The following is an 18,681-nucleotide window of genomic DNA, read 5'->3' on the forward strand; positions in this document are numbered from 1 at the left end:
GATGGATCACTTCAAGCGTATAAAGCCACTGGCGCCGTTGACCCTGTTGGCGGCCTTGGGCGTCAGTTGCGGGGCGCAGGCGGCCGATGCCTTTGCTCCAGAGTCGCAATGGATGACCGGCGACTGGGGCGGCACCCGTACCGAACTGCTGGAAAAGGGTGTTGACATCAAGATCGATTACGTCGGTGAAGTCGCTGGCAACCTCAATGGTGGCTTCAACGACGACAAGACCGCGCGCTACAGCGATCAGTTCGGCCTGGGGGCGGCACTGGATCTGCAGAAACTGCTGGGCTGGGATAACACCCAGGCCAAGATCCAGCTGACCAACCGAAACGGCGAGAGCTTGTCCAATGACCGGATTGGCGATCCGCGTGCCGGTATGTTGAGCTCTTCGCAGGAGGTCTACGGTCGTGGCCATATGGTCCGCCTGACCCAGCTGTGGATTCAGCATCAGTTCTTCGATAACAAACTCGACGTGAAAGCCGGTTACTTCGGTGAAGGCGAAGACTTCAACACCTTCCCCTGCGAGTTCCAGAACCTGGCGTTCTGTGGCTCCCAGGTGGGTAACTGGGCGACCAATATCTGGTACAACTGGCCGGTCAGTCAGGCGGCGATTCGGGTCAAATACAACATCAATGACGAGCTCTACGCGCAAGTCGGCGCGTACAACCAGAACCCGTCGCAACTGGAACATGGAAACGGCTTCAAGCTCAGCGGTAGTGGCACTGCCGGTACCGTTTTGCCGGTCGAACTGGTCTGGTCGCCCAAGCTCAACAGCCTGCCGGGTGAATACCGTGTGGGTTACTACAAGAGCACAGCCGACGCCAGCGATGTGCGCGAGGACGCCAACGGTCAGGACGCTGTGACCAGCGGTAACGGTTATCGCGTGCATGACAGCAAGCATGGCTACTGGTTTGTCGCGCAACAGCAACTCACCACCCACAACGGCGATGCCAGCCGTGGCCTGCACATCGCGGCGAATGCCACGTTCCACGACAAGGACACCAACTTCATCGACAACTATCAGTCGTTGATGTTCGTGTACAAGGGGCTGTTCGACGCACGTCCAAAGGATGACTTGGGCATCGGTTTCGCCCGTATCCATGTCAACGACGACGTGAAGAAAAATGCTGAGCTGCTCAATGCCTCCGCCGGCATCAGCAACTACGACGACGCGAACTTTGTGCCGATCCAGAAGACTGAATACAACTACGAAATCAACTATGGCTTCCACGTGACCAACTGGCTGACCGTACGCCCCAACCTGCAATACATCACCCACCCGGGCGGGGTGGATAAGGTGGATAACGCGCTGGTCGCCGGGTTGAAAATTCAGTCGTCGTTCTGAGGCAATATGTTGTAAATTTACGCATATTGCGCACCCATCGCGGGGCCTGTGGGAGCGGGCTTGCCCCGCGATGGGGCCCTCACTAACAACAAGAGTCTCACGCCATGCCAGAGCACCCGCTACAACGTTTCTTCACCTCGCAGCGGCCGCGGCCGACCTTCGAGTGGGAGCGTTACCAGCAGCGCGACGTGCTGATCATCGATCACCCGCAATGCCAGGCGGTCTTCAGCCGCCAGGGTGCGCAGTTGCTGCACTTCCAGCCCCAGGGCGAGCGCCCGTGGCTGTGGTGTGCGGCGCAGTGGCCGCAAGTCGGCGCCATCCGTGGTGGTGTGCCGGTGTGTTGGCCCTGGTACGGCCGCCATCCTAGCGAAGACATGTGGCCGGCCCACGGTTGGGCGCGCCTGCTCGACTGGAAACTGATCGACAGCAGCGAAGATACCGACGGTGTGACCCTCAAGTGGCGTCTGCAGCTGTGCGACTGGCAGGTCGACCTGCTGGCCAGGCTGGGCAAGCGCATGGAGTTGCAACTGAGTACCGAGCATCAGGACAGTCAGCCGTGTCAGTTGAGTCATGCTCTGCTAGCTTACTGGCGTATTAGTGACGTTTCTGAGATAGCGCTATCTGGGCTAGAAAACATTGACGGTTACGACCGTTTGAACCGTCAGGCCTGTCGCCAGAAGGGCGCCTTGAAGGTCTACGGTGGCTGCCAGCGGGTGTTCCCCCATGCGGCGACCCTGCAGTTGCACGATCCGGCCTGGCAGCGCCAGTTATGCATCGATACCGGTGACAGCGAAGACACCGTGGTCTGGCATCCCGGCAGCCGGCCGTTGATGGGCGTCAGCGGCAGCGAAACCCTGGGGTTCGTCTGTGTCGAGGCGGCCAGTGGCAGCAGTGACAGCCTGAGCCTGGCGCCGGGTGAGCAGGCGCACCTGCGGCTGCAGGCGCAGATGCTCAGTTGAGCTCGTCGTCAATCGGGTAGCGGCTGGCGTTGAGGCTTTCCTTGATCTTGCGCAGGTGCGGCTGGAAGTCGACGCCGCGGCGCAGGGTCATGCCGGTGGCCAGCACGTCGAGCACGGTCAGCTGGATGATCCGCGAGGTCATCGGCATATAGATGTCGGTGTCTTCGGGCAGCGGGATGTTCAGGCTCAGGCTGCTGGCCTTGGCCAGAGGCGAGTCGGCAGCGGTCAGGCCGAGCACCGAGGCGCCGTTCTCGCGGGCCAGGCGGGCGACTTCGACCAGCTCGCGGGTGCGTCCGGTGTAGGAGATGATCACGAACAGCTCGCCGGTGTGGGCCACCGACGCCAGCATGCGCTGCATCAGCACATCGGCATGGGCAGACACCGCCAGGTTGAAGCGAAAGAACTTGTGCTGGGCATCCAGGGCTACCGGGGCCGAGGCACCCAGGCCAAAGAAGTGGATCTGCCGGGCCTGGATCAGCATGTCGACGGCGCGGCTGACCAACTGCGGATCAAGCTGCTGGCAGGCACTGTCCAGCGAGGCGATGGCGCTGCCGAAGATCTTCTGGGTATAGGAGGCCGGATCATCGTCGGCTTCCACCGCCCGGCTGACATAGGCGGCACCACTGGCCAGGCTCTGAGCCAGTTGCAGCTTGAGCTCGGGGTAGCCGCTGACGCCGAACGAACGGCAGAAGCGGTTGACCGTCGGCTCGCTGACCTTGGCCGCCTGGGCCAGGGCGGCAATGCTGAAGCGGGTGGCTTGCTGAGGGTTGAGCAGGATGACTTCGGCGACTTTGCGCTCAGCCTTGTTCAGCTCTTCGAGGCGGCCCTGGATCTGCTCCAGGAGGTTTCGCACGCGGTCCATGGGTGTTTTCCTTGGGTCGTTGAGACAGCCGGCTGGTGACAGCAGCGGGCTTTTGACACGGTGGCCTATCGTACTGATGGCATGGATGGCACACCACTTGAATCTGTCTGCTTGGTAAAATGTTGTGGTTTTTACTACATTATCTCTTGAAAACTGCGATTGAAAACGGTATTCCTAGGTCAACTTGATAAAAGAACCAACATCATGGCGTCGATCAGCGTAGAACCCTGCACCTTTGCCCTGTTTGGCGCCCTTGGCGACCTGGCCTTGCGCAAGCTGTTTCCGGCGCTGTACCAGCTTGACCGCGCCGACCTGCTGCACGCCGACACCCGGGTGCTGGCCCTGGCCCGCGAGGCGGGCAGTGTCGATGAGCACCTGGCGTCAATCGAGGCGCACCTGCAGGAGTTCGTGCCCGCCGGGCAGATCGAGGCGCCGGTGCTGCAACGCTTTCTTGCCCGCCTGAGCTACCTGCACGTGGATTTTCTCAAGGCCGAGGACTACCAGGCCCTGGCCGAGCGGGTCGGTAGCGACAGCCAGTTGATCGCCTATTTCGCCACCCCCGCGGCAGTGTATGGCGGTATCTGCGAAAACCTCGACAAAGCCGGCCTCAGTGCCCGTACTCGGGTGGTGCTGGAAAAGCCCATCGGCCATGACCTGGAATCCTCGCGACGGGTCAATGATGCTGTGGCTCAGTTTTTCCCGGAAAACCGCGTCTACCGCATCGACCATTACCTGGGCAAGGAGACGGTACAGAACCTCATTGCCCTGCGCTTTGCCAACAGCTTGTTCGAAACCCAGTGGAACCAGAACTCGATTTCCCATGTGGAAATCACCGTCGCCGAAAAGGTCGGAATCGAAGGGCGCTGGGGTTACTTCGACAAGGCCGGGCAACTGCGCGACATGATCCAGAACCATCTGTTGCAGCTGCTCTGCCTGATTGCCATGGACCCGCCAAGCGACCTTTCCGCCGACAGTATCCGCGACGAGAAGGTCAAGGTGCTCAAGGCCCTGGCGCCGATCAAGGGCGAAGGCCTGAGCACCCAGGTGGTGCGTGGCCAGTACATTGCCGGTTACAGCGAAGGCAAGCCGGTGCCCGGTTACCTGGAAGAAGACAACGCCAACGCCCAGAGCGACACTGAAACCTTCGTCGCCCTGCGCGCCGATATCCGCAACTGGCGCTGGGCCGGCGTGCCGTTCTACTTGCGTACCGGCAAACGCATGCCGCAAAAACTGTCGCAGATCGTCATCCATTTCAAGGAAACCCCGCACTACATCTTTGCCCCGGAACAGCGATTGCAGATCGGCAACAAGCTGATCATTCGCCTGCAGCCGGACGAGGGTATTTCCTTGCGGGTGATGACCAAGGAGCAGGGCCTGGATAAAGGCATGCAACTGCGCAGCGGGCCGTTGCAGCTGAATTTTTCCGATACCTGGCGCAGTGCGCGGATCCCCGATGCTTACGAGCGGTTGTTGCTGGAAGTGATGCGTGGCAATCAGAACCTGTTCGTGCGCAAAGACGAAATCGAATACGCGTGGAAGTGGTGCGATCAGTTGATTGCCGGCTGGAAGCAGTCGGGCGATGCGCCCAAACCTTATGCCGCCGGCTCCTGGGGGCCGATGAGCTCGATTGCACTGATTACCCGCGATGGGAGGTCCTGGTATGGCGATATCTGAACTGCAACTGCCGGCCAACGTCACGGCGCATGACTACAACGCGGCAGCGCCGCTGGCCGAAGGCTTGGCCAAGGACGTGGCAGCGCGCCTGAATGCCGCGATTGCGGCCAAGGGCCGGGCCACCCTGGTGGTCTCCGGTGGCCGTAGCCCGGTGGCATTCTTTACGGCGCTGATCAAGCAGCCGCTGGACTGGTCCAAGGTGCTGGTGACGCTTGCCGATGAGCGCTGGGTACCGGTGGAGCATGCCGACAGCAATGCCGGCCTGCTCAAGCGTCATCTGTTGATTGGCGCTGCTGCCAAGGCAACTTTCCTCAGCCTCTATCGCGCTGCTGGCAGCCTCGACGTCGCAGCGCTGGAAGCCGACCAGGCATTGGCCGAACTGCCGGGCATCGATGTTCTGGTGCTGGGCATGGGCGATGACGGTCATACCGCTTCGTTGTTCCCCAACAGCCCGAACCTTGTCGAAGGCCTTGATCCGCAGAGTTCTCGGCGCTGCCTGCCGATGCTGGCGCCAAGCGTGCCGCATCAGCGCCTGAGCATGACCCGCGCGCTATTGGCCAGCGCCGGGTTTACCGCCTTGTCGGTGCAAGGCCCGGGCAAACTCGCTACCCTGCGCGCCGCGCTGGCAGGCGATGACCTGGCGCAGATGCCGATTCGCGCCTTCTTGCAAGACCCTCTGGATATTTACTGGTGCCCATGAGCCAAGGATCCGCCGTTATGACCACGCATGAACTGAAACAGCCGGGAGCTTCCATGGCCGACAAGATTGCCCGGATCGATCAGATCTGCACCCAGGCGCGCATTCTGCCGGTGATCACCATCGCCCGCGAAGAAGACATCCTGCCGCTGGCTGATGCCCTGGCAGGCGGAGGCATCAAGACCCTGGAAGTGACCTTGCGCTCCTCCCATGGCCTCAAGGCCATCCAGGTGCTGCGCGAGCAGCGCCCCGAGCTGTGCATCGGTGCCGGCACCGTACTGGACCGCAGCATGTTTGCCGCCGTCCAGGCTGCTGGCGCGCAGTTCGTGGTCACCCCGGGCATTACCCAGGATTTGCTCGAGGCCGGTGTCGACAGCGACATCCCACTGCTGCCCGGCATCAGCACACCGTCGGAACTCATGATGGGCTATGCCCTGGGTTACCGGCGCTTCAAGCTGTTCCCTGCCGAGATCAGCGGCGGCGTGGCAGCCATCAAGGCCTACGGCGGCCCGTTTGGCGATGTGCGTTTCTGCCCCACGGGCGGCGTCAACCCGGGCAATGTGAAGCACTACATGGCGCTGCCCAACGTCATGTGCGTGGGCGGCACCTGGATGCTCGACAGCAGCTGGATCAAAAGCCGCGACTGGGCCCGTATCCAGGCCTGCAGCGCCGAGGCCCTGGCACTGCTGGACTGATCTGATTCGTTGTGTGCAACACGGCTTTACGGTGCGCTTGGTCGGTGCACCGTTTTTTTTTGCCGCTCAGAAACTGTCGCTGGTGCTGAAGCTGCCGCCCCCGCTACTGCTGGAGGTGGAGTAGTCGCTGGAGCTTGAGCTGGAACTGCTGGAGCCTGAGCTTGACCAGCTGAACGACGACGAGCTGCTGGAGGAGGACGTGCTACGCGGTACCAGGCGCCGGCCACTTTGCAGCAGGGTCTCCAAGGCATGCAGGCTGAGGTCGCGGGTCATGTAGTCGGCCAGCAGGCGATCGAAACCCAAACTGGTATGGAAGTTGTAGTCGCTGTCGCGGTAGTAGTCGGTACGCAACGCCCGCTCCAGTTCCTTGGCCCGCTCGTAGTCGCGCAGGGCGCGGTCATGCTGGTCGCGCAACTGCGGCAGGCGGTCCTGCACTTCCCGCAGGCGCGGGTACAGCTCCTTGAGCTGGGCGGCGATCCGGTCGTCGTTGCTGTCCGGGGTCTTTTGTACTTCCACCAGCAGTTGCTCGATGGTCTGTGCCTGCAGGCGTTCGGTGATGTTCTGGCGGATCCGCAGGTAGTGCGGGTCCTGCTTGCCGGCAAAGCTGGCCAACTGCTGGTGCTGCTCGTTGGCCCGGGCCTTGGCGGCGGCGATGTGTTTGTTCAGCGTGGTGTCTTGGCCGCTTAAAGGGTCCATCCCCGCCGCTGTTCGTGCCTGGGCCAGGCGTTGTTCGACAGTTTTCTGCAGCCCGGCAATCAGGGCCAGGCGCTCGCCTTGCAGTTCTTCGTTACGCGTTTGCATGGCGCGCAGTATCAGCTCGTTATTGCGGTTGCCCTGGAAGTTGACGCGCTTGGCCAGGGTGTTGTCGAGCCAGCGGTGGAGGAAGTTGTAGCGGTACTGCTCGGTGCCGTAATCACGCTTGAGCAGGTGGTAGTAGATCGGGTTGGCGCTGTAGGAGGGCAGCTTATCGACGCACTCCTGGCGGATCTCGGCGTAGCCGGTAACCGCCTCTTCGTTGGCCTCTTGCGCTGCCAGTAACTGTTCGCCCAGTTGGCGCCAGTCGGGTTCGAGCGCCAGTTGATCCTTGACCTGGCGGTCGATGTCTTCAATACGCACACGCACGCTGTGCTGCTCGGCCAACGAGGCGGCAATATCGCTTTCGACCCGGGCAAGGTCTGCGCGCAGCTGGGCTTCGGCGTCCTGGCGAGCCTGTAGTTGTAGCAAGGTGTCCTGGTCCAGTGCCGGGCGATGCTCAAGCTTGAGGGTTGCGATGTTGCTCAGCCGGGTGAGAATGTCCTGTTCCAGGCGCGCTTCCTGATCGCTCAGGGTCGACAGCAACTGCTCGGCGCTGCGCAACAAGGACTCGTTGTCGCGGGCGTTCTGCGCCACGGTGCTGGTGAGGGTAGTGGGGGTCATGTGTTCACCAGTCCATGATCATGTCAGGGTTGCTCGTGGTGCGCTGGTTAAAGCGCAGGGTCAGCGAGTTGGCAGCCTTGTTGCCCATCATGCGGTCATCGACATGGCCGTCGTCGAGCTTGTCTTCTTTGACCTTGAGGTATTCGGCCTGGCTGACTCGCACACCGAAGTAGCCGTTCCATTGCAGTTTGCCGGTTTCGGCACTGGTCACCGGTACTTCGACTCTGATGCCGGCCGGGTTGGTGGCCTCGACCACCACGAACCAGCTCTTGCCTTTGTCGGTGGCCTCGCCGCGGTTGCAACCGGCGGGGTCGTAGCAACGCTCCACCCCGGATTTGACGCCGGTGCGGTCGACGATCTGGATCGTCAGCGCTGCAGCGGCGAAGTCGAGCATCTGCTCCAGGTGGCGAAGTCGATAGTGGGTTTGAGTGGCCTCCCGAGCGTCCAGGCTGGTGTTGGCCTGAGCGAGTAACAGTTGCAGCTGCGTCCGATCGCCGGCACTCAGGGGCATGGCCTTGAGGCGCTGGGCTAACTGGTCGCGCAGGGCGATCTTTTCCAGCCAGTCGCCGGTTTCATCGATCTGCAAACGCAGTTGGCCGACATACCGGCTGGCGGCGGTCAGTGTTGAGTTATCTTTGACCTGCAGCAGTTGCTGGTCGGCCGAGCCGGCAAGCTCCTTGAGGTTGGGGAACTGCGCAAGGCCTTTCAGGTAGGTCGGCAGGGCCATGAGCCTGGCCAGTTCATCGCGCTGCTCGTAGATACCCTCTACCGTGGCAAAGGCGGAGCGCGTCGCGTACATGGAATCGCGGACCTGCTTGATCTGTGCTTCACGTTTCTCGACCAGGGCCTTGACGCTGTCGCGATTGGTCTTGTCGATGAACTGCGGCACATCGCTGGCGAAGGTTTGCGCAAGCGGCGGCAATGTTTGCCGGACTTCATCAAGAATACGGCCGACCGCAGCATCGGGTCGAGCTAATGCTTTTTGCTGCCACTGCTCAAGTTTCTCGTGCTTGAGCTGGATTTCGGCGCGCAGGTCTTCATCGTGCAGGCGCAGGTCGCGGGCACTGTTGTCGATCTCGATGGTGACGCCGCTGTCGTGGACCAGGCGCGTGCACTGGGTAATCAGCAGCGCAGCGATGATCGTCAGGAACAGCTTGAACAGTTGGCTGCGCGCCATCGACGCCTTGCTCAGCAGCTTTTGCCGCCAGCTCAAGGGCGGTTCTTCGAACATCAGGCGACGGGCGAAAAACTCGCGAACGCCCTGATCGATCAGCGCTTCGTCAAAGGCAATGTTATGGCTTTGGTAGTAGTCGCGAATACGCGCCGCAACATCGGCGCGGCGCTTGGGCAGGTTCAGGTGTTCCTGGACCTGCATGTGCTGGTGGCGCAATTCGTCGACGAACGCCATCGCTCCGAGCTGTTCGGAGAGTGGAATGCTGCTCATCAGGCTGCCTTGCTGAGCAGGGCGGCGAATTTACGCTTGGCATCCTCGACCGCCGCCGCGATGTCGCGCGAGGCATTGCTCGATTCGGCCCGGTAGGTTTCGGTGAGGCTGTGCATGTCGTTCTGGAACGACAGCGTGGCATCGGCCAGGGCGCGTACCGAATCGACTTTGATGGTCGAGCCATAGCTGGCCTTGACCGCCGCTTCGAGTTGCTGGTTGCCGGTGCTGCCCAGGGCTTCGAGGCCCTTGCTGATACCATCGGTGGTAGCGTTGAGGGTATGGGTCGCCTCGGCCAGGCCGCTGTTGGCAGTGAAGGAGACAGCCAGGCCGGTCAGTACCACTTCGTTGGTGGAGAAGAACGAGACCATGCGCTGGTACTGGCGCTCCTTGATCACGTGCACCTGGTTGATGCGGGCGAAGACCATTTCAGCGGTGTTGTAGCCGACCTTGAGGTCATCGGCGATGTCCTTGACGATCTGGTAGCGCTTGTCTTCATCCTGCAGGGCGCGTACGGCTTCGTCGCGGCGCAGTTCCAGCGCGGCGCGCTGGGCGGGCTCGGCCGTTTCGGCAGCGGCGACCTGCTGGTTGGCCTCGTTCAGGGCGGCGGTGCGCTGTTCCAGCGCCTGGCCGGCAATGGCCAGCACTTGCTGGGCTTCGACCTCGGCAGCTTTCATGGCCATGCGAAAGTCCATGTAGGACTCCAGGATCACCGTCTCGCGGCTGATTTGGTCGTTGGCCGACTTGCACACTTGCAGGTAGTTGTCGCGAATGTCGTTGAAGCGGCTGGGGATCGAACCACGGCGCACATTCATCCAGGCCAGTTTGAGCTTCTCCATGCTGTCCAGGCGCCCGTCGTCCATCCAGCCGGCCATGGCAGCAGCGTCTTCGCGGATCGAGGTAAAGCTCTGGGTGATGTCCATGAAGCGGGTGGAGATGTCCATGCCCTCGATCTGCTCGCGGACCATGCTGTTGAAGGCAGTGGATTGCTGCAGCACGGCGGCGATCGAGGTGACCTTGCTGCTGTCGTACTGCGCCACACGGTCGAGCAGTACCAGCACGGGGGCGTCTTGAGCCGGGCGCAGAAGATTGATGCCGATGGTGCGCAGGCTGCTCAGCGCGCGTTCGAGGTAGTTGCTCATCGAGTGTCCTTTCATGATGTGCGCTCAGCGCAAGGTAAGGCGAGGGGGGAGTATACCGGTGGGCCTGCAAGTTGACGGGAGATTTCCGTGTGTATAAACGAAAATTCCCCCCCCCCTTGTGAGGCTCGGGTATTTCAGTTTCAGCGTTGGCTGCTTTTTTGATCCGTCCTGTGCTTGAGGGAAAGTGCTCCCACTGCTGGAGCGGCGCACGCTATTGCTAGTCTCGATTGACTGAGTTCAATAGTAAAGGAGGGTGGCAATGGATGCTCAAGAGCAATCAATGTTGAAAGGTACCTACGCAATCGAAAGGCATTTGTTTGGTGGGGCAGATCTTAAAGCAGGAGGCTGGGTTCAGGGTCACACGGTAGTGGGCAAGATTTCTATAGGGAGGAGTGTCCTTGAATATTACACAAGGCCTATATATGCCTACCTCGTGTATTGCGGCATGATCAGGAGTAATGGGGAAGACGCTTTTTCACACTCACACGTCTGCAGTCGTGGGTTGAGTGCGCATTTTCTAACTTCATTGGGCCTGTCGTTTGAAGTTGACCCTGCGATTGAGCGTGTGAACGGCCTGTCCGAGATTGTCGGTGGTTTTGCGCCTGCCTCACTCTGGGGGGCGACTCATCAGCAATCCCAACAGCTTTATTTGAAGGGTATAGGCGACTTTGCTGTCTACCAGATGCACATGGCGTATGCGCATGCTCCGTACGCTAACGAAAACGCATTGGTCGAGCACAACCCCAAACTCGCCCGTCGCTTTGTCAAAATCAAAGATCAATCGATCCTGGTCTCTTCAATCGCCTTCGCTAATGTTTTTGCGATACAGCGCGAGTTCGCCATAGACCCTATGGGGTGGGAGACAGTGCAGGGGCTAGTGCTGGATGGGGCCAGGCAAGATCGTTGGCAGTTCGATGCACAGGCCTGTCAGTCAAGTAGCCACCGCTATTGAACGACCCATGGAATATGAGGGGGTACCTATGAGTGTTATCGATAAGAATGTGGTTGCTGAAATTCGCAACTTTCCGTACAAGAAAGGCAACTATGAAATTGAGAATTACCTGTTCGGCGAGCAAGACGAAGTCGTGCGCCCGGGTTGTCTGATGCTAGGCCCTACACTGCGCGGTGATATGGCAGTGGCGAAACGGACCTGGCAGACTTACAGTGTACCGGTCATGGCTTATCTTAGCCATTTGAATACGGTGCGCGTGCCGACCAAAGTAAAGCATACTCAAGAGGTGGCTGTGACTGAAGGCTATAGCCGTTCCTTTACCGCAACCTTGGAAACCGAGGTGAGTATAGGGGCTGGCTTTATAGTAGCGTGCGGCCTGAGCATCAAGGCGTCGATCGGTACTTCGCAGGGGATTTTTGGGACGACGGCACGCACTCAGAAGTTGGAAATAGAAGGGCCCGGTGTATTCAATGTATATCAGGTAAACATTGTGTATGCCCACTGTGTTACGTCTGCAGGCGAACTCGCCTCTCGGTTCAGGTACGCTAAAGTACTGGACGTCAAGGGCAGAAAAGACTTGTTCTTTCTCTCTTCGATTGCCACCGATACCGTCGTGCCGGTAGTTTCGGAGCACTCCGTCATGCCGGTAGGTTGGGAGGAAGCTCAAGTGGCGCTGCTGATGCAAGGATATGATCCTGAAATGAATGGCGGGCGCTTTGGTTTCGACTTCAGGGCGGGTGATTTGCCTGGCGGGCGTTATTGAGTAAGAAACACCAAGCACAAAAAAACCGCATCGACCGATGCGGTTTTTTTGTTCGTACCTTTTATGCTGCTTTCGCTGCCTGCTGGCTCAACGAGCGGTTCAGGGCGCTGAACAGGGCTTTGAAGCTGGCGGTGGTGATGTTTTCATCGATACCCACACCGTGCACCGGGCGGCCACCGGCCACACGCAGCTCGATGTAGGCCGCAGCCTTGGCGTTGGTGCCGGCGCCGATGGCATGCTCGTTGTAGTCCATGATCTCCACGGCGATCGGCAAACCGGCCACCAGGGCTTCGAGGGCGCCGTTGCCCTTGCCGCGCCAGTGCAGAGTGGTCTCGCCTTCACCGGCGACTTCCACTTCCACTGCACTGTTGCCGTTCTCTTCCTGCAGGCGGTGGCTGACCAGCGCGTACGGCGCGTTGGCTTGCAGGTACTCGCGGTGCAACAGCGAGTGGATCTGCTGGGCGGTCATTTCCAGGCCCAGGCGGTCGGTTTCACCTTGCACCACCTGGCTGAACTCGATCTGCATGCGCCGTGGCAGGCTGATGCCGTACTCCTGTTCGAGCAGGTAGGTGATGCCGCCCTTGCCCGACTGGCTGTTGACGCGGATCACCGCCTCGTAGCTGCGGCCGATGTCGGCCGGGTCGATCGGCAGGTATGGCACTTCCCACTTGGCGTCGTCTTTCTGCTGGGTGAAGCCTTTGCGGATGGCATCCTGGTGCGAGCCGGAGAATGCGGTGTGCACCAGGTCGCCCACGTACGGATGACGTGGATGCACGGCAATCTGGTTGCACTCCTCGACCACCTTGCGCACGCCGTCGATGTCGGAGAAATCCAGCTCAGGGTTGATGCCCTGGGTGTAGAGGTTCAATGCCAGGGTCACCAGGTCGACGTTGCCAGTACGTTCGCCGTTGCCGAACAGGCAGCCCTCGACGCGATCGGCGCCGGCCATCAGGCCCAGCTCGGTGGCGGCAACTCCGGTGCCACGGTCGTTGTGGGTGTGCAGGCTGATGATCACGCTATCGCGGCGGTTGACGTTACGGCCGAACCACTCGATCTGGTCGGCGTAGATGTTCGGCGTCGAGACTTCGACGGTGGCCGGCAGGTTGAGGATGATCTTGTGTTCAGGTGTCGGGTTCCACACCTCGATCACCGCATCGCAGACTTCCTTGGCGAACTCAAGCTCAGTGGCGCTGAAGGTTTCCGGTGAGTACTGGAAGGTCCACTGGGTGTGCGGCTGCTGGGCGGCATATTTGACGAACAGTTTCGCCGCGTTCACCGCGATGTCCTTGACGCCTTGCTTGTCCTGGTTGAAGACAATCCGGCGGAACGACGGGCTGGTGGCGTTGTACAGGTGAACGATGGCCTTCTTCGCCCCGCGCAGGGATTCGAAGGTGCGTGCGATCAAATCTTCACGGGCCTGGGTCAGCACCTGGATGGTGGTGTCATCAGGAATGTGGCCGTCTTCGATCAGGGTGCGCACGAAGTCAAAGTCGGTTTGCGATGCGGAGGGGAACGAGGCTTCGATTTCTTTCACGCCAACGCTGACCAGGGTCTTCCAGAAGCGCAGCTTCTTCGCCGCATCCATGGGCTCGATCAACGACTGGTTGCCATCGCGCAGGTCCGAGCTGCACCAGATCGGCGCCTGGCTGATGGTCTTCGAAGGCCAGGTGCGGTCCGGCAAGTTGACGGTGGCGAAGGCGCTGTATTTTTTCGAAGGGTCTTTGAGCATGGTCATGAAAGCAATCCTTGAATGTGCGGCCTTGAAAGGGGCCCGCCGGACGAAAACGAGATGAATAGGCGAGGCGACGCGATTCAGCTTGGTAGTCGTGCACTGACCAGGCAGAGGCTGCGATGTTGACGAAGCAGGATGAGGGTCTGAAAGGTTTTCATGGCTTCAACCCTAACCAGTGGGGTTAAAGATGGCAAGTCTTGGAAAAAGATTGAGAGGAATGCTTAAAAAAAGCTATTTATCGAGATTTTATGGCTGCATACGAATAAAAAGACCGCGCCAGTTGCGCGGTCTTTTTGATTGGCGCAAGCGCGGTGTCAGGGCTGGAAGGCGCCGATGAAGATCGCCGGATCCACCCGGGCATCATTGAGGCTGACGTTCCAGTGCATGTGCGGGCCGGTGGCGCGCCCGGTCGCGCCGACGCGGCCAACCACGGCGCCGCGGCTCAGTTGCTGGCCGGGTTTGACGTCGATTTTCGACATATGGCAGAACATGCTGATAAAGCCCTGGCCGTGGTCGACGAACACGGTGTTGCCGTTGAAGAAGTAATTGCCGATCAGGATCACCTTGCCATTGGCCGGGGTCTTGATCGGCGTGCCGGCGGGTACGGCGAAATCCAGGCCGGCGTGCGGGTTGCGTTCTTCGCCGTTGAAGAAGCGGCGCACGCCGAACTTGCTCGACAGTGGGCCGTTGACCGGCTTGTCGAGGATCAGATTGCTCGGCAGGGTAGGGCTGAAGCTGCGGTAAGCCTTGATCTGCTCGGCAAGCTCGGCGTCGATGCGCTTGAGGTCGGCCGGGTCGGGATTGACCTGGCGCTTGTTCTTCAAGGTGATGCGTTGCTCGGGGTACTTCTTGCTGGCGACGCTGAAGTTCAGGGTTCGGCTGCCCTGGGTGAGTTGTGCGGTGCCGGGCTTTTGCGTCAGCGGCAGGCCGACGATGGCCAGCCAGGTGTCCTGTTCCTTGACCACCAGCACCGGCTTGCCGTCGAAGCGTGCGCTGGGCGCAGTGGCGGCCGGGCCCAGGTCGACGACGGCCACACCGCCCGGCACCGGCTTGTTCAGTTGACGGGTGATGTAGCTGGCCTGGGCGCTGCTGGCGAATGCCAGGCACAGTAGCAACAGGGGGGCGAATAAACGGGGCATGATTCAGTCCAGTAAAGAGAGCGTGACCGGTGTCAGGTGGTTGTCTTCGACCCGCACCTGCAGTTCACCCTCGCCCAGGCGGGCGGTCAGGCGCTGGCCGTTGTGGGTCTGGGCGGCAGTGCGGATGGCCTGGCCGCGCTCGTCGAGGAGGATGCTATAGCCACGCCCCAGGGTTGCCAGGGGGCTGACCACGTGCAGGGTCTGCACCTGCGCCTGCAGGCGTTGGCGGCGATCCTTGAGGGTTTCGCGCATGGCCCGCGGCAGGCGTTCGGCGAGGCTGTCCAGGCGCTGCTTGAGCAGTGCCAAGGTGCGTCCGGGGTGCTGCGCGGCCAGGCGCGTGTCCAGGCGTGCGAGGCGTTCGCGGCGCTGGTTGAGGCGCTGTTCGAAGGCGCGGCGCAGGCGCATGTCCAGATCGTCCAGGCGCTGGGCTTGCTGGCGCAGGCGTTCGCCGGGGTGGCGCAGGCGTCGGGTCAGGCCGTCCAGGCGCAGGCGGTCGTGGGTCAGGCGGCTCTGGATGCGCAGCAGCAGGCGGCGCTTGAGGCTGTCGATGCGCCGTTGCAGGTCGTTGCTGTCCGGAGCCAGAAGTTCGGCGGCGGCAGACGGCGTCGGGGCGCGCACGTCGGCAACGAAATCACTGATCGAGACATCGGTTTCATGGCCGACGGCGCTGACGATCGGCGTCTTGCAGGCAGCGATGGCACGGGCCACGGCTTCTTCGTTGAAGCACCAGAGGTCTTCCAGCGAGCCGCCGCCACGGGCCAGGATCAGCGCGTCGAAGCCACGGCTGTCGGCCAGCTGCAAGGCGCGGACGATCTGCCCGATGGCTTCGCGGCCTTGCACAGCGGTAGGGATCAGGGTCAGTTCGACCTGGGGCGCACGGCGGCGGAACACGCTGATGATGTCGCGGATCACCGCGCCAGTGGGCGAGCTGACGATGCCTATGCGCTGCGGATGCGTGGGCAGGGGCTGCTTGTTTTCGGCACTGAACAGACCTTCGGCGCCGAGTTTTTCCTTCAGCGCTTCGAAGGCCAGGCGCAGGGCGCCATCACCGGCCGGCTCGACCGTGTCGAGAATCAGTTGGTAGTCGCCACGCCCCTCGAACAGCGAGACCTTGCCGCGCACCTTGACCGCCAGGCCATCGCGCAGGGCCTGACGAACCCGCGCGGCGTTCTGGCGAAACAGTGCGCAGCGTACCTGGGCGCCGCTGTCCTTGAGGGTGAAGTAGACATGGCCGGAGGCCGGGCGGGCGAGGTTGGATATCTCGCCTTCGACCCAGACATTGCGGAACACATCTTCAAGCAGCACCCGGGCGCGGCCGTTGAGTTGGCTGACGGTCAGGACTTCGCGGTCCAGACCGAGTCTTTCGAAGGGGTCTTTGATCATGGCTGCATCATAAAGGATTGTGGCAATCGCGGGGCAAGTCCGGGCGCCGCATCGCCGCTCCCACAGACGCTTTATTCTCTGTAGGAGCGGGCTTGCCCCGCGATGAGGCCATATGCTCAACACACTGCTCAACCAACGCCCCTGAATCACGTCGAAAGGCCAGCGCCACCGTACTGCTGCAACCCGCGTCCGCCAGGGCGATGAAGCGCAGTGACGGCGGGGCGATCTCCTGCATGCACTGCGGCAACAAGGCCACGCCAAACCCCGCCTGAATCAGTTGCAACTGGGTGGTCTTGCGCGACACCACCCTTGCTGCCCGAGGAAAGAACCCATGAGCCATGCACAACTCGGCAGACAGGTAACTCAGGCCGCCACGCTGGCGATGGGGGATGGATATAAAGGCTTCTTCACGCAGTTGCGCCAGGTGCACGCGGCTTTCCCGCGCCAGCGGATGATGCTCGGCGACCGCCAGCAGTAGCGGTTCTTCGAACAATGGCTGCACGCACAGGCTTTCATGCTGACGCAACACGGGCAGGCGCAGCAGGCCAAGCTCCAGGCGTCCGTTGGCCAACTCCTCAAGCTGCGCTTCGGAGGACTGCTGGGCGATTTCCATCGATACCCCGGGGTTGTCATGCAGATAGCCGCTGAGCCGCACCAGCAACTGCCCAGTCAGCGGCACGGTACTGGAATGATTGAGGCGCAGGCTGCCATGCAGGCCCTGGCCAATTTCCCGGGCCAGGCGCTGGGCTTTTTCCAGATCCGCCAGCAGGGTGCGAGCTCGTGGCAAAAAGGCCTGGCCCGCTGCAGTGAGTCGCGGTTGGCGTGCCGTACGTTCGAACAGCAGGGTGTCGAGTTGCGACTCCAGCTCCTTGACTTGTCGGCTCAGGGCCGACTGGGCAATGAACAGGCGCTCGGCAGCGGCGCTGAAGCTGCCGCTTTCGGCGATTTCGACGAAGTAACGCAACTGGCGGGTAGAAATCATCTTAGCTATGCCGTTTCAAGATGGCTTGCGCGGTAAATGCATATTAGTCGGCATGGCTTGCTGGTAGCTAAAGTTTCCACACATTCATTGGTGAAGACCGCCATGCTCTCGACCCTGTTTGCCCAATTACCCTTTACTTCCCTCGACTGGCTGCCGATCCTGCTGGGCATTGGCGCGGCCTATATCGTCTTTGGCATCGCCGGCTTCGGCACTGCGCTGGTGGCCGGCCCGGTTCTGATCAACTTCATGCCGTTGTCACGGATCATCCCGTTGCTGGTGTTGCTGGATTTTGTCGCCGCCTTTGGTAATTGGCTGCCGGCGCGCAAGGCCGTGGCGCGCCCGGAGCTGATGCGCCTGCTGCCGTGCATGGCGCTGGGTTGTACCCTGGGCGTGGTGTTTTTGCTCAACCTCAAGTCCGATCTGTTACTGCTGTTGATGGGGCTCTTTATCAGTGCCTATGCCTTGTACAGCCTGGCGGTGAAGGTCAAGCCTGCGCAGTTGTCGGCCGCCTGGTCGGTGCCGATGGGAACGGTGGGTGGCCTGTTCGGTGCCTTGTTCGGCAGCGGCGGCTTCCTTTACGCCATTTACCTCAATGCCCGTCTGCCCTCCAAGGAGCAGGCGCGGGCCACCCAGAGCGCGCTGATCAGCTGCAGCACCGTGGTGCGCCTGAGCCTGTTCCTGATCGCCGGGGTGTACGCCGACCTGCCGCTGTTGCTGCTGGCGCTGTGCCTGGCGCCGATGATGCTGGCCGGGGTGTACCTGGGCCGGCGCCTGACCCTGAACATGTCGCGCGAAACCTTCGTGCGCCTGGTCACCTGGCTGGTGCTGGCCAGCGGCATTGCCCTGATCGGCCGCTACCTGAGTGAGGTAAACTGGCAGCTTTGAACCTGTTTGGCCGCTGTCATGACGACCCAGAGCATTATTGTCCCGAAGATTTCCACCGTTCCCGTACATGAAGCCCGCGCCCGGGCGATCCTGCGCTGGCTGGTGCGCGAGAAAGTCATCGAGGAACAACTGAGCACCTGCGGTAGCACAGGCAACCGCATGGCCTATGCCATCGCCGAAGGTGCGCGCAAGGTGGTCAAGCACCCCGAACTGCTGCCATTCGGTCAGCCGGTCAATGGCCTTGAGGTGATCACCAAGCGCTGCATCTATACCCCGACCCAAGACTTTCTCGAAGAAGCCGGCTGCGCCGAATGCCGCAAGGAAGTCGGTGTGGCGCTGTTCGAAAGCCTGGAAGACTGGATGCCCGGGCGCACGGAAAACTTCGTCTGCCCGCTGTGCGGCCATGAAGACGACATCAACGGCTTTCTGTTCCTTCAGCCTTGCGCATTTTCCAACCTGGGTTTCATCTTCAATAACTGGAGTGCGGCGGGGTTCAAGCAGGCTTTTCTGGACAATTTCGCCGATTGGCTCGACCAGCCGGTGGCGGTGGTACAGGTAAACCACGCAGGTAACTGACCGAAGGCCCATCTTTGCATTGAGCGAAGGGCACC

17 protein-coding genes are annotated in these 18,681 nt (G+C 61.1%); 9 read left to right on the top strand and 8 right to left on the bottom strand.

The window, feature by feature from the left end; translation table 11 throughout:
• Position 1 precedes the first annotated feature (1 nt).
• Positions 2-1,348 carry a carbohydrate porin gene (locus tag EXN22_RS06735; protein ID WP_130263326.1) on the top strand — a complete coding sequence of 449 codons (1,347 nt, stop codon included), beginning with the start codon at positions 2-4 and terminating at the stop codon, positions 1,346-1,348.
• Positions 1,349-1,452: 104 nt separating this feature from the next.
• Positions 1,453-2,307 (top strand): D-hexose-6-phosphate mutarotase, encoded by an 855-nt coding sequence (locus tag EXN22_RS06740; protein ID WP_130263327.1) that lies wholly within the window; start codon positions 1,453-1,455, stop codon positions 2,305-2,307.
• Here EXN22_RS06740 and hexR read toward each other — a convergent pair.
• Positions 2,300-3,160 (bottom strand): DNA-binding transcriptional regulator HexR, encoded by an 861-nt coding sequence (gene hexR / locus EXN22_RS06745; RefSeq protein ID WP_176794343.1) that lies wholly within the window; start codon positions 3,158-3,160, stop codon positions 2,300-2,302. The two genes, EXN22_RS06740 and hexR, sit on opposite strands and share 8 nt — an antisense overlap.
• A gap of 213 nt (positions 3,161-3,373) precedes the next feature.
• On the opposite strand from hexR, the gene zwf reads away from it, so the two are divergent.
• Genes zwf through EXN22_RS06760 form a run of 3 tightly spaced genes read left to right on the top strand, consistent with a single transcriptional unit; the run spans position 3,374 to position 6,235 of the window.
• Positions 3,374-4,843 carry a glucose-6-phosphate dehydrogenase gene (gene zwf, locus EXN22_RS06750; RefSeq protein ID WP_130263328.1) on the top strand — a complete coding sequence of 490 codons (1,470 nt, stop codon included), beginning with the start codon at positions 3,374-3,376 and terminating at the stop codon, positions 4,841-4,843.
• Positions 4,830-5,543 carry a 6-phosphogluconolactonase gene (gene pgl / locus EXN22_RS06755; protein ID WP_130263329.1) on the top strand — a complete coding sequence of 238 codons (714 nt, stop codon included), beginning with the start codon at positions 4,830-4,832 and terminating at the stop codon, positions 5,541-5,543. Before zwf ends, pgl begins: the two co-directional genes overlap by 14 nt.
• Positions 5,544-5,560: 17 nt before the next feature.
• Entirely contained in the window at positions 5,561-6,235 is a 675-nt protein-coding gene (locus EXN22_RS06760; protein WP_130263330.1) for a bifunctional 4-hydroxy-2-oxoglutarate aldolase/2-dehydro-3-deoxy-phosphogluconate aldolase, read from the top strand.
• A gap of 66 nt (positions 6,236-6,301) precedes the next feature.
• Here EXN22_RS06760 and EXN22_RS06765 read toward each other — a convergent pair whose 3' ends face one another.
• From EXN22_RS06765 to EXN22_RS06775, 3 genes are read right to left on the bottom strand one after another with little or no spacing between them, the layout of a single operon-like run.
• Complete coding sequence (locus EXN22_RS06765) at positions 6,302-7,651, bottom strand: coiled-coil domain-containing protein (protein ID WP_130263331.1); 1,350 nt, start codon at positions 7,649-7,651, stop codon at positions 6,302-6,304.
• Between the two features lie 4 nt (positions 7,652-7,655).
• The gene (locus EXN22_RS06770; RefSeq protein ID WP_130263332.1) at positions 7,656-9,095 is read right to left on the bottom strand and encodes a DUF6384 family protein; all 1,440 of its coding nucleotides are present in this window, start codon (positions 9,093-9,095) and stop codon (positions 7,656-7,658) included.
• A complete protein-coding gene (locus tag EXN22_RS06775; RefSeq protein ID WP_130263333.1) occupies positions 9,095-10,234 on the bottom strand; it encodes a merozoite surface protein 3b in 1,140 nt (379 codons plus the stop codon). The genes EXN22_RS06770 and EXN22_RS06775 overlap by 1 nt, the downstream gene beginning before the upstream one ends.
• A 259-nt stretch (positions 10,235-10,493) precedes the next feature.
• On the opposite strand from EXN22_RS06775, the gene EXN22_RS06780 reads away from it, so the two are divergent.
• Positions 10,494-11,186: a monalysin family beta-barrel pore-forming toxin gene (locus EXN22_RS06780; protein WP_130263334.1), complete on the top strand. Its 693-nt coding sequence runs from the start codon at positions 10,494-10,496 to the stop codon at positions 11,184-11,186.
• A 28-nt stretch (positions 11,187-11,214) separates the two neighbouring features.
• Complete coding sequence (locus EXN22_RS06785) at positions 11,215-11,949, top strand: monalysin family beta-barrel pore-forming toxin (protein WP_165392189.1); 735 nt, start codon at positions 11,215-11,217, stop codon at positions 11,947-11,949.
• A 61-nt stretch (positions 11,950-12,010) separates the two neighbouring features.
• On the opposite strand, the gene leuA is transcribed toward EXN22_RS06785, so the two are convergent.
• The 4 genes from leuA to EXN22_RS06805 all read right to left on the bottom strand — a co-directional run bounded on the left by leuA (position 12,011) and on the right by EXN22_RS06805 (position 17,185).
• Complete coding sequence (gene leuA / locus EXN22_RS06790; RefSeq protein ID WP_130263336.1) at positions 12,011-13,684, bottom strand: 2-isopropylmalate synthase; 1,674 nt, start codon at positions 13,682-13,684, stop codon at positions 12,011-12,013.
• Positions 13,685-13,995: 311 nt separating this feature from the next.
• Entirely contained in the window at positions 13,996-14,820 is an 825-nt protein-coding gene (locus EXN22_RS06795; RefSeq protein WP_130263337.1) for a peptidoglycan DD-metalloendopeptidase family protein, read from the bottom strand.
• A gap of 3 nt (positions 14,821-14,823) precedes the next feature.
• Entirely contained in the window at positions 14,824-16,203 is a 1,380-nt protein-coding gene (xseA, locus tag EXN22_RS06800; RefSeq protein WP_130263338.1) for an exodeoxyribonuclease VII large subunit, read from the bottom strand.
• A 7-nt stretch (positions 16,204-16,210) separates the two neighbouring features.
• Positions 16,211-17,185 (bottom strand): LysR substrate-binding domain-containing protein, encoded by a 975-nt coding sequence (locus tag EXN22_RS06805; RefSeq protein ID WP_233281685.1) that lies wholly within the window; start codon positions 17,183-17,185, stop codon positions 16,211-16,213.
• Positions 17,186-17,287: 102 nt separating this feature from the next.
• Between EXN22_RS06805 and EXN22_RS06810 the strand changes: the two genes are divergently transcribed.
• Together EXN22_RS06810 and EXN22_RS06815 are read left to right on the top strand one after the other, a co-directional pair.
• A complete protein-coding gene (locus tag EXN22_RS06810) occupies positions 17,288-18,070 on the top strand; it encodes a sulfite exporter TauE/SafE family protein (protein ID WP_233281686.1) in 783 nt (260 codons plus the stop codon).
• Positions 18,071-18,088: 18 nt separating this feature from the next.
• The gene (locus EXN22_RS06815) at positions 18,089-18,646 is read left to right on the top strand and encodes a sugar ABC transporter ATPase (protein WP_130263339.1); all 558 of its coding nucleotides are present in this window, start codon (positions 18,089-18,091) and stop codon (positions 18,644-18,646) included.
• Positions 18,647-18,681: the final 35 nt, after the last annotated feature.

This window comes from Pseudomonas tructae (assembly GCF_004214895.1).
GTDB classification, from domain to species: Bacteria; Pseudomonadota; Gammaproteobacteria; order Pseudomonadales; family Pseudomonadaceae; genus Aquipseudomonas; species Aquipseudomonas tructae.